Origin of the sequence: Anatilimnocola floriformis (assembly GCF_024256385.1) — a bacterium.
GTDB lineage: Bacteria > Planctomycetota > Planctomycetia > Pirellulales > Pirellulaceae > Anatilimnocola > Anatilimnocola floriformis.
Window position 1 is genome coordinate 404218 of the sequence record NZ_JAMLFW010000002.1, and the last position, 10868, is coordinate 415085.

Genomic DNA, 10868 nt, shown 5'->3' on the forward strand with positions numbered 1-10868 from the left:
CGTTTCATCTGCTTACGCCATGGCCGCCATCGAAGCGGGAAGCCACGACGAAGCGAAAGCGATCCCGCGGCAAGCCATCGTGCTAAAGCTTTGTTTTCGACCAATCCCGAGCAACGAGTGCGGTGGATTCGTTATTAACGAATCTGTGGTGTCGGCGCCGACGAGCTCGTTCATAGTCCGTCATGCCGGGTAGCGACTCGTCGAACTGCTTCTGCCAAGCGATCATTTCATCATCGATGAATTCGATCGGTTCCAGCGTTCGGTTGGGAATTTTGTTGATTGCCGACGTCGGCCGGGTCTTTTTTGATGTCGATGGCTGACAAGAATTAAATCGGTAGAATTAATGCAAAGGAGACGCCCATGCACATAATTACTCGCGATGAGTGGATCGTCACCAACAGCCAACCATGGTGGGCAAAATTGTTTCGCCTTGCGTTGCGCGAGGCGCTGCATTCAGTTTCTGGTCGAGAGCCACAGGAGACCGGAGTCGTAGTTTATGACCGTTTGACCCATGGGCAACAGCTCGGACAACTGATGACTGCGGGCCGTGTTCTACTGGAGGGCGGTAAGATGCCGCAGGTAATCCAATCTGAGGGAACTCTCGCTGCGCTGTTTGGCTATTTGCGTCGAGCTGTACGCGCTGAGCTTCAGTCTGCAAAGCCAGACTTCGCTGTTCGCGACGCAGTGCTCGAGGCAGCCCGGACTACAGTCACCGCCGATGGTATCGAACATGTGGGGACCGCGTTGATGCCAGCATCGAGCACCGACGAGGAGCAATGGCTTGGACTAGTCGCCGAGCTCGAAGCGAGAATCGTTCGGCATCGCTACTTCGAAGAATTCGAAGAACTCGAAAGCGCGTCATTCGTCGAGCGAGACGATTTTCTAAGCGAACGCGGTCTACCTTGGGATTACTGCAGCTGGCGTCCCGTCGACTTGGAGGACCAAGACTTCGACGATGTCACCGACGAAATTGCGCGACTGATCGAAGGTGACTCGGAAGACGAGCTGGTTCCCGAGTTCAGCGCACCGGACAATCTCAGCTAAGCAGCAAGTTGCTTCAGAGCTTCAAGGGTTGGTGGTGTTCTCCCGTCGAGAAACGGGAAGGGATTGGGCGTGTCCGGCTCATTCCGGCCGATGTCGCGAAACCGCGCCGATTCGGGCGGATCGAATGCGCTGAAGCGAATCGTATTCGGATTGAAATGCGGCAGGGCCTGATACTGCTTCTCGCGCCAGTAGTGTCGAACGATCGCGTGCGCATCCCATGTTTTTCCGCGCTCACCGACAATGGCCTTACGGTAGAAGGTTTCGCCCATGAACTCGCGGAAGTGCTGCGGGATCATCTTGGCCACTTCCCGCGCGGAATTGCCCAACTCGTCTGCGATGCGAACAATCTCGCCCATGAATCGGCGGTAGTCAGCGTCCCAAACGAGCTGCAGCGTGTTCTTTACCGTTCGGCCTTCAGTGCGCTCGAGTTGGCCGATCACCCGGCAACCGAGTGGCACATGTCGGCGATTGCCGTGATAGCGGCCCTGCTCCCGCATGGCTTTCTTCCGGCGTTTCGTGCGGTGTGAGCACTGATCGCTTTCGAGCTGTGCCGCGGCGACCATGAGGTTGAGGCTGAACTCTCCCGCCGGTGTTCCGTCTTGGAGGCTGGCGCCGAGGGCGTCAACGATATGCAGAGTGACGCCGCGCGACTTGAACGACCTTCGCACATCGATGAAGTCCGCGACACTGCGCCAGAGCCGATCAACACGGTCAACGATGAAGTGATCGCCAGGTCGCATCAGGTCGAATAGCATCTTCCCTGCGACGCGAAGCATGAACGGATTGGTGCGCGCGCTGACCGCGTAATCGTCCGGCACGAATGTGAAGTGTGCGACTCCCTTCGCGCGGAGCTCTCTCTCCCAGTAGGCCCGAGTTCGAATGCCCTGATTTGCGATTGCTTCGCCAAGGTCGATTGCATCTTGGTGGCTCTGTCGTCCATAGCCCCAAGCCCAGGGCCCAAGGCGTTCCGGCAACTTCATTTGAAAATTCGGCAATCTGAGCATTTTGATCCTCGCTAGTGGATTGATCTCGCGATTATCTTCTGACTTCGGACAACAGTGGTCACGCAACTGCGGTGAGCGCGATTTCGATCAGGCAAAACGGTAGTGCTGGATTAAGTGGACCTGCTTTTTAGTGCAGTAATCGGCACCATAAACCGTTCGAATCGCTTGTCGTTAAATCCATAGGTCCAAGTACCAGAGGATGATTGCCTCAAAAGCAATATGTTGCCTAGAGAGCCAGGTAAGAGGATAGAAAAACGCGGATGCGATCTGAGGACTCGGAAGCCAGCCGTGCTTGTCCATCCACACCACGGGCCCCGATGACAAAAAATACAAAATGGGAATGAGGATCCCAATGACCGTGGAGACTGCACAGCCAGGCGTATTGCGTCGCTCTAGGTTGTCGTCGGTCATGCGCACCATTCTAACCGCGCAAAAAAAAGCCCCGCTAGGTTTCGCGGGGCCGGGTAGTGGGTCAGTTTGCAATTCAGCTGTACTTGGAACACACGAAAACTATCTCGGCGGCAAGTGCGATTACGTGAGCCGAGAAACGGAAGATTGACGGCAATCCTGATGAGAACTTCGTTTCGACAAGCTACGCCGAACGGCAAAACCAGAACTTCCGCATCCACAACTGGCGGTTCACGCGGCTAACTAATGCGTTTCATCATCGAGTTGCTGCTGGTCGAGCAGCCGAAGAAACGCGGCCCGCACAAGATGCGAGATTCGGCGTAGTGCAATTAGGACTGCAAACCTGGGAACAAGGAGCCGTCCGTTGGCAAATAATTGGGCTTAGCTGCCTTTGGCTGTTTCCGGGTATCTAATTTCAGTGGCGGATCGTTCGGCATCGGTATACCGCGGTCCCTGCGATATTGATCGTACCACCAACGCTGTTCGTGGATGATGATGGGCCTGTCCCGCCCATGATCCATCGGCACTTGATTAGATTCATTGCAGTGCCCAACGACAGCAACGGCGCAAAGGGCCGCGAAGACAAAGGCGATTTTCATAGTACACCTCGCGCACATTATCGTCATGACGGTCAGTCAAACTCTGTCGTTTTTAGCGATTGCACAAGCGAATTTCAAACTGCCCCACCACCCAGGGCCGAACTGCCAACCGAGCAATTTGCGGATACACTGGAACCCATGACCCGCGAATCCCGCGCACCCCTGATCGTCGCCATCGTGCTGCTGCTCCTACCGGTACTGTACGTGGGGAGTTACCTGGCGCTGGTGGTGCCAGGTCCTCCGATTCCAGGTGCGTTCTCCGGCATCAGGCCAGGGACGATCTACCGCGGTCCCTACCGATACGGCAAGGAATGGGCCGATCGGCTCTTCTGGCCCCTGGAGCAGATCGACCGGAAGTTACGGCCGGAAACTTGGCGACAAATGGACAATCTTCGACGGCTCGGTTCTCGCTAGGTACAGTTACCCCTTGGCGGTACCCTTCGGCCAGGGCTTCGAGTCAGTCGCGATGGCATTGCGACTTCTCGATCAGGACTTTGAAGCCACAGAGTTCGGCGCCGTCATTCTGACACTGACTCGAGTGATTCGATTTGACGACATGAAAAAAGCCCCAACCTCGCGGCCAGGGCTCTATATGCCGTCGCACCTGCCATGCAACGGCATTCATCTCCAGGACCAATCATACCCGCCGATGCCGCATGTGGATTCATTGCTTGAGGAGCTTTACAGAAAAGCGTCATCAGCTATGAAGCCGCACAGACGCCCGGGCTTTCTCCAACGCGCGAAAGCACCGCCAACCGCTTCCTAAGAGTTCGGCACCGCTCGAGATGCGATTTTTCGCCCGCTTGTCGTTCCCTGCGGCTGATTGAACAGACTAAGGCATTTGACTCGCTAGCCCAGGAAAAGTATTCTGGATGAACACCCCGCGGCTACTCTCGGAGCCGACACGCCAAACTGCGATCAACCGAGAGCTATCAAGTGTTCGATGCCGTCGAAAGGCGGCCAAAGATCCAGGACGGATCGGGAAGGCGAAAGCCGTCGAGTCCCAGAAGGCGACCACCAGCCGCGGGATCCGTGGGGCAGAATAACTAGCCGGTAAGCACCCCTCACATGGCACTTGATAGGCCACTTCTTAAAAACGGGTGCAACACCTTGTTTAACCGGCATTTCGACGAAGCGTAGCGAGGAGTCATGCTGCGCAGAACAGTCGATTCCAGTGGGCGCAACTCCTTTCGGAACGGCGAGTTAACTACCTATCTTAACAGCCGATTCGTTCATAAATTCGCGAGAGTGCATGTGATACTCAGCGATCCTCGTAAAGGGGACCCACCCCCGGGTACCCCCACCCCGCACCCAGCTTGACGCAAAGCCTTGCTGTCTGGTGACTTGCAGCTCTGCATTCGCACGTCGCTACCTCTGCAGTGGATGGAGCTGTCCGAGGGAAAGCATTTCCGCTCTGCCCCTCACGCACCTGCCTACGAAGTTCAGCCTCATCTGACGCGTGTGACGGTGTTCGATGGCAAGCGCTTGACTGCAAACGCAGGTCTATAGCTGGCGGACTCCGGTTGGCTTTGGGAGTCGCCGGGGGCGCGGCAGCTGAGGCGACGTCGATGGCGGCGACAGGAGCTCGCCTGCGGCTCGCGGGATTTTGGCCGGCGCTGACCGGTGGCGAGTTCGGCGTCGGCGGCTTGCGAAGTTCGCGGCGACCGCGGCCAGGCTTTGCCCGGTCCGATCAGCCGCGCATCTCACGCGTGCTCCTTCCCCGCGGTCGGCCGCGTGCGATCGGCGGCCGCTGCGTCAGGATAGGTTCGCTACCTCTACCCCAGCCATGGCCAACGCTGCGCGCACGCTGTGGTGCGTTACGTGCGACGCCTTCGCTGGTTCTGCGGTGGTATCCCCGTGAGCTGCTTCTAGCTGCCGCGTGCACGCAACCGATGTTTGCGTCTCATTTCGAAAATCGGCCTGACTCTCCCGATGTCTTCGCTCTAACGGGAAACCCCAAGCCCGCGAATTCTCGATTTGAAAACGATTTCTCGATTCGAGATTTTGCCCTCCATGTCCTCCCGAAGTTCTCGCGAGTTCGTTGACAAACTCCGGAAAATCTTTTTTCGACTGGCACGCCGGTCGCTTTAGGTTTTTTTCGCCGTCGCTGGCCGAGTTCGCCGCGACGATGCCGGCGGGATTTCTTCCCGTTGCGGAACCCCGATCGAAGTCACCGGCGACTGGCCGGCCAGGCTCGGGGTGCGCTCTTTGACAATCTGGTGAGCCCATGCAGCAGCGTCTGCCGTTTTCTCGGCCTGTAGACGCATGGGCGATGCACAAGAGCTTTCAATCAACCCGCTGACGGTTCACCAAAGAGTGTCTCTCACCAAAGAGTTACATGCCGCCAGCGGGCTATTGAGTGCCCTTCCCCTTCAACACGGAGATACCCCATGACCGTTGCCCAAACCATGACCCGCCTTGAGAAGACGCTGCAGAGCGGCCGCTGCCCTGTGGTCGAGCAGCTGAACGGCTATCGCTACGAGATCCACAACGTTGGCCCTGAGTCGCTCGGCGTGACGCTACTCGGTCCTGAGCCGTTCGATACCCGTGTGAGCCGCCAGCACTTCGAGAAGCTGGTTGCGGCTGATGTGGTGATGATCGAGTGGAACTAGGACGGTGAGCCCTCAATGAACGTCCTGCTGGTAGCTGCCGCCAGGACGCTATTGAGTGCTCATGTCGAGCTCTCGCTTCACCGCCTCAAGGATCATCCCCATGACCGCTGTTATCACCGCTCCCGCAATCACCGACATCGTCACCGCTGCCGCCGCTCTGACCGCGGGCACGATCGACAAGGCCGCCCTGATCGCATTCGCCAAAGCAAACCCTGTCGAGACCGAGCCGTTGCTCCGCCTCATGACCGGGGGCCAACTCACGATGCATGACGTCAGCGAAGTGCTCGTCGCTCAACGTGCCTTTGCCTCGCCAGGCCGCCAGCCTGGTGCGCTCTCCTTCAAGGTCAGCGAGAAGGGCGCCATCAGCATCTACGGGCTGCAGAGTCGCTTTCCTGTCACGCTGTACCGCTCGCAGCTTGAACGGCTGCTGAAGCATGCTCCCGAACTAAACGAGTTCATGAAGGTGAATGCGAGCAAGCTGAGCGAGAAGGCCGCGAAGTAGAGCGCACCGTCAACCGGCCGCGGGACGATCACACGTTCCGCGGTCGGCTACGGTCTGCTCTGCCGCCAGTGCTGACTTTCTTCGCCCCGCTCGCGACGCGGGGCTTCCCTGTTCCAGTTCTGAGGATCACTACCTATGTCCGAGTCCACACGCCGCCTGATCGATGCCTTTGAGTTCCTCGAGATGTTCTTCGGGATTCTCTCCCGCCGCCAGATCGCCATCGTGCTCAGCCGTCTGCGCCACAAGCTGCAGGTTCGCCGCCGCAAGGGCGAGCTCTTCACGTATGTCAGCCAGCCCCAGCTCATCCCCACCTGGTAGGAGCATTCACCATGCATGTCATCGCTGAATCGTTCGATGGCCAGTTCATCCTCGAAGGCGACGTCGCCGACGCCGCCGACTTGGCCGACGTGTTCATCCTGCAGGAGACCCAATCCCCATTCGAGAAGCTCACCGTGAACGGTTGGCTGTTCGATGTGGAGATCGTGAAGGGCTGATCAGCCAGACCGCCAGCGCCGCGTAAGCCGACTTCGCAATCGGCCGCTGGAATTTTTCCCTGCCTCATCCTCTAGGAGATTCGCCATGTCCCTTCGCAATGAACGCCTGCAAGACCTCGCCAATGCTGTTTACGGCCACGTGCGGGCCATGCTCGACGCTGAGATCGACTTCACTGGTGACGATGCCGCCAGAGTCGCCACGGCCTGCCAAGCAGCGTTTGAGGCTGCCACGGCGGAATGGCTTCACCCACTAATCGCTGCCCCTCTCGGCTGGGGCAGCGTCGAGACCAGCGTTGATTGACCCGCCAGATCGCCGGCGAAAGCGCTTGCAGGGTGTCGCGTCCCTGCCGCTGGCCTATCCGTTTCCTATCCCGCAAGGAGTCACTCGCATGTCCCATCTCGCCGAGAAGTACCGCCCCCAGACCTTCGACGACCTCGTCGGTCAATCGAAGATCGTGAACCGGATCAAGTTCATGCGTGACCGCGGCGGACTGCGTGGCCGCGTGTTCTGGCTCGTAGGCAACAGCGGCAGCGGCAAGACTTCTGCCGCCAGAATCATCGCCAACGACATTGCGGACAGTTGGGCCATCCAGGAGCTCGACGCGCAAGAGTTCACCCTCGACGCGGTCCGCCAGTTCGAACGGATGTGCAGCTCGAAGCCGATCGGCGAGAAGGGATGCCATGTGTTCATCTGCAACGAATCGCACCGCCTGAGTGATCGCGTCGTCAGCCGCTTGCAGACGGTTCTCGAAGAACCATGTGTCCAGCGCAACAGCACGTGGATCTTCACCACCACAATTGCCGGCCAGACTTCGCTCTTCGCCGACAAGTTCGATGCCTGTCCATTCCTGAGCCGCGCTACGGTGCTCGAGTTCGAAAGCCGCGGCGAGCAACTCGTGCTCGACTATGCCTGTCACGTCCGCAAGATCGCTCAAGCCGAGGGCTGCGATGGTCAGCCGATTGATCGGTACATCGACCTGATCAAGACCTGCAAGCTGAACCTCCGCCAAGCCCTGATGGCTGTCGAGAGCGGCTGCATGCTGAGCTGATCCGCTTCGGGGCATCGCTGGCCGGGCCAATCGCTCGGCCGCCAGATGCCCGCCGCGGCCCTGGTTTGCGTGACTCGCAAGTCGGCGCCCTGGCGGGACTCACTGCCGGAATCCTTCTCTGCTCGACGCTGAGCAATCGCTGCGCGGACCTTGCCGCCAGCTCAACTTCACCACATGGAGATAACCATGCGAGCGACCTATTCCCCGGAGGACAACAAACTCCGCATCTACCCCGAAGGAACGCGGGTGGACAGCATCCTGACCGAGGCCGAGTACGCCGAATTCAAACGCGACGGCTACAAGTGGGCGGGCAAGCAAGAGTGCTTCGTTGCCGCCAGATGGACACCAAGCGCCGAGGACTGGGCCTTGGAGTTGGCCGAGACGATCGAGGACGAGGACTATTCGGCCGAGGAGCGCAGCGCCGATCGGGCCGAGCGGTTCAACGGCTACCTGGGCAAGCGGCGCGACGAGGCGCACGGCCACGCTGACACCTTCGAGGCTGGCCCGTCGGCCTTTGGTCACCAGATCCGCCAGCGCGCCGAACGCCAGGCCGCGCGGCATGACCGGCATCGTGGGCGGGCGCTCAACCAATGGAGCAAGGCCGAGTATTGGCAGCAGCGCACGGCGGGCGTGATTGCTCACGCGCTCTATCGTTCGTCGCCGGAGGTTCGTCGCGGTCGGTTGATCCGCCTGGAGACCGAGCAACGACGTTACGGCAACATGAGCGACCGCTGGAAGGCCCACTATGAACTGCGCATTGCGTACGAACGGGCGATGCTCGAGAACGAGGGCGGGATGGCTGCCGAAGTCGAGATGATCGCCGGCGGATTCATTGGTCGTGCTCAAATCGACCGCGTGAACAAGTCCAACGTGACGGGGCGCGTGGTCAGCGTGCAGATCGGCCGCAAGGTATTCAACATCGAACGGCTTGGTGCCGATGTCTATCGTGCACCGACCGAGGAGGAGCTCGCCGCGTTTCATGCCGCCACGAAGGAGCGCAAGGCCAAGGAGAAAGCTGCTAGGCCAACCGCGCCACCGCTGATCAATCCGACCGAAGAGGACGCCGAGCGCCTGCAAGCGATCTGGAACGCTAACGAGAAGGCCCGATTTGATGCGAGGCCGCGCGGTGAAGAGTTCAAGCCATCGGCTGTGCGCCGCATGACGCAGGCTGAGTACTCTGAGCGATCGAAAGGCACCTACGCACGTTGCCGAACGATTGACGTGTCGGAGCAGCTGAAAGAGCGCCGCCGCAACGCCATGGGCTACGAAGTGGCTGGGCGCGTGACAGTGTTCAAGGTTCGCAGGTCCGACGCCATGCACAACCAACTCTATCGCGCCGATTGCGTGCTGGTCATCACCGACAAGCCGCAAAAGCCCTTGCCGTGGGACTTGGTCGACGAGATCCGCGAGGAGCAGCCGACGTTCAATAAGCTGCTGCCGCAGATCGAGGAGATCGACCGCATTTGTCGCCTCGGCTGGTTGCCCAAAGAAGGGACGCCAGAGATCGCGCTGTTCAATGACGCTCGATACCTCGGCTGGGTCTATTTCGACTCAATGACCCAATTCGGCATGACGGACGCTGGCCGCGCGGCGCTGGCCAAGTTCAACGAGATCAAGGCCGATGGTGGAACACCAACGGCAACCGGCATACTTACGACGGCGCTGCGGTCGCTGCCGCCAGATAGCCAAGGCCAACTGACGAGCCGTTAATCGGCGAAAGCCCTTCGGGGCTATTGGTCACCTTCACAACCGACCGGAGTTTAGATCATGTCCCAAACTTTCTACGCGAAGTGCCTGCACGAGAAAGACGTGCCGCACTTCCACCTGTTCGAATGGCACCCGTGGATTAACGTGCAGCCGCAAGATCGCGAACAGATGATCCTGCGCAAGTGGATCCGTGAGCGTGGCGGTGTGGCCGAGGGCGAATCGTTCGACGTGACGGTGTATCTCTATGACGAGGACACACCGCGCTACAAGAGCGGCAAACCTCGCCAGAGCCAAGCCATCACATTCGCCATCAATTACCAAGAGCCAGCACGAGCAGGAGCCTAGATCATGTACGCAGGCAGAGATTCCCAACTGCGGGGCCGCGATCGACTGCGCGGCTTGCGCGAGGACAACAGGCAGACGGGCGAGGAGATGGGCGCCGAGCGCCAGCGATTCGACCGACTCAAAGGTGATGCCGCCAGACCGCAGGTGTTTAGCTCGTTCAACTTGTTCCCCACGCCGCCGATGCTGGCCGAGCAGGTGATTGAGATTGCGAACATCCACAGCGGGCTGTCTGTCCTCGAACCATCGGCCGGGATGGGCGCGCTGGCAATAGCCGCCAGAGAGGCCGGTGGGGCTGTTGAGTGCGTCGAGATTGATTTGCCGATGGCAAATTACCTGATTGACCAGGGCTTTGCGGTCGAGTGTTGCGACTTCCTGGCGCTGCCCGTCGGCCAGGTCGATCGCGTGGTGATGAACCCGCCGTTCAAGATGGGAACAGACATCAAACACATTCGGCACGCACTCGAATGGCTCAAGCCCGGTGGCCGCCTAGTCTCAATCTGCGCCAACGGACCCAAGCAGCGAGAACAGTTGCAGCCGATCGCCACGCGCTGGATCGAACTGCCGCCAGGATCTTTCAAGTCCGAAGGGACGAACGTCGCCACGGCGATTGTGATCTTCGACCGATAGCTTTTCCTGCACGCTCCGCTTACCTTCAATTCACGAGGAAATCCATGAACGCCAAAGTAACCATTACGTTTGAGATTGAGTCACGCGACGAAGATTCTGCGCAACGAGATGCAGCTGATTTCGCCCTTCAGAGCAGAGCGTGTCATATCGCTGTAAACACCTCAACTCTTACCAACTTTGAGGTCGTGTCGGTCGAGCCATTGTTGTCCACAGATGTTCAGCCCCAAGTCAAAGAAACTCAGGTCAGACAAGCTCCGCTTCAGCCATCAGTATTGCTCCAGAAGCAGGATGAACTCAGGAATAGAATGGCCCACGCTAGACTCCCCGGCGGCTAGGCTGTGTTTCCTGGAAACCGGCTGGTTTGAATTTAGGGACTGAGTCGGTCGCTGATGGAACGTCTGGAAGCTGCTCAAACGCTCGCCAGCATTTCTGGGAGGTTGCTGCGCCAAGTATCGATGCGCCAGACGACTCCCTGCC

At 59.0% G+C, this 10868-nt stretch carries 14 protein-coding genes; 12 read left to right on the forward strand and 2 right to left on the reverse strand.

All coding sequences use genetic code 11. The features are described 5' to 3' along the window. Positions 1–747 precede the first annotated feature (747 nt). Positions 748–1044: a hypothetical protein gene (locus M9Q49_RS26345; RefSeq protein ID WP_254512279.1), complete on the forward strand. Its 297-nt coding sequence runs from the start codon at positions 748–750 to the stop codon at positions 1042–1044. Here the strand turns inward: M9Q49_RS26345 and M9Q49_RS26350 are convergent. Together M9Q49_RS26350 and M9Q49_RS26355 are read right to left on the reverse strand one after the other, a co-directional pair. Continuing rightward, positions 1041–2048: a recombinase family protein gene (locus M9Q49_RS26350; RefSeq protein WP_315861209.1), complete on the reverse strand. Its 1008-nt coding sequence runs from the start codon at positions 2046–2048 to the stop codon at positions 1041–1043. The genes M9Q49_RS26345 and M9Q49_RS26350 overlap by 4 nt on opposite strands. A gap of 737 nt (positions 2049–2785) precedes the next feature. Beyond that, on the reverse strand, positions 2786–3055 hold the full coding sequence (locus M9Q49_RS26355; RefSeq protein WP_254512280.1) for a hypothetical protein: 270 nt from the start codon (positions 3053–3055) through the stop codon (positions 2786–2788). A gap of 138 nt (positions 3056–3193) precedes the next feature. Here M9Q49_RS26355 and M9Q49_RS26360 point away from each other — a divergent pair, with 138 nt between their 5' ends. From M9Q49_RS26360 to M9Q49_RS26410, 11 genes are all read left to right on the forward strand, one after another. After that, positions 3194–3469: a hypothetical protein gene (locus tag M9Q49_RS26360; RefSeq protein WP_254512281.1), complete on the forward strand. Its 276-nt coding sequence runs from the start codon at positions 3194–3196 to the stop codon at positions 3467–3469. A gap of 1976 nt (positions 3470–5445) precedes the next feature. After that, positions 5446–5667 (forward strand): hypothetical protein, encoded by a 222-nt coding sequence (locus M9Q49_RS26365; protein ID WP_254512282.1) that lies wholly within the window; start codon positions 5446–5448, stop codon positions 5665–5667. 100 nt (positions 5668–5767) lie between these two features. After that, entirely contained in the window at positions 5768–6169 is a 402-nt protein-coding gene (locus M9Q49_RS26370) for a hypothetical protein (RefSeq protein WP_254512283.1), read from the forward strand. A gap of 135 nt (positions 6170–6304) precedes the next feature. After that, positions 6305–6487: a hypothetical protein gene (locus tag M9Q49_RS26375; RefSeq protein ID WP_254512284.1), complete on the forward strand. Its 183-nt coding sequence runs from the start codon at positions 6305–6307 to the stop codon at positions 6485–6487. A gap of 11 nt (positions 6488–6498) precedes the next feature. Beyond that, positions 6499–6663 (forward strand): hypothetical protein, encoded by a 165-nt coding sequence (locus M9Q49_RS26380; protein WP_254512285.1) that lies wholly within the window; start codon positions 6499–6501, stop codon positions 6661–6663. A gap of 85 nt (positions 6664–6748) precedes the next feature. Further along, entirely contained in the window at positions 6749–6964 is a 216-nt protein-coding gene (locus M9Q49_RS26385) for a hypothetical protein (protein ID WP_254512286.1), read from the forward strand. A gap of 88 nt (positions 6965–7052) precedes the next feature. After that, complete coding sequence (locus M9Q49_RS26390) at positions 7053–7712, forward strand: AAA family ATPase (RefSeq protein ID WP_254512287.1); 660 nt, start codon at positions 7053–7055, stop codon at positions 7710–7712. A gap of 186 nt (positions 7713–7898) precedes the next feature. Then, positions 7899–9422 (forward strand): DUF3560 domain-containing protein, encoded by a 1524-nt coding sequence (locus M9Q49_RS26395; RefSeq protein WP_254512288.1) that lies wholly within the window; start codon positions 7899–7901, stop codon positions 9420–9422. Positions 9423–9479: 57 nt separating this feature from the next. Then, positions 9480–9764 carry a hypothetical protein gene (locus tag M9Q49_RS26400; RefSeq protein WP_254512289.1) on the forward strand — a complete coding sequence of 95 codons (285 nt, stop codon included), beginning with the start codon at positions 9480–9482 and terminating at the stop codon, positions 9762–9764. Between the two features lie 54 nt (positions 9765–9818). Continuing rightward, positions 9819–10391: a methyltransferase gene (locus M9Q49_RS26405; protein WP_254512290.1), complete on the forward strand. Its 573-nt coding sequence runs from the start codon at positions 9819–9821 to the stop codon at positions 10389–10391. A 44-nt stretch (positions 10392–10435) separates the two neighbouring features. Then, on the forward strand, positions 10436–10726 hold the full coding sequence (locus M9Q49_RS26410; RefSeq protein ID WP_254512291.1) for a hypothetical protein: 291 nt from the start codon (positions 10436–10438) through the stop codon (positions 10724–10726). Positions 10727–10868 lie beyond the last annotated feature (142 nt).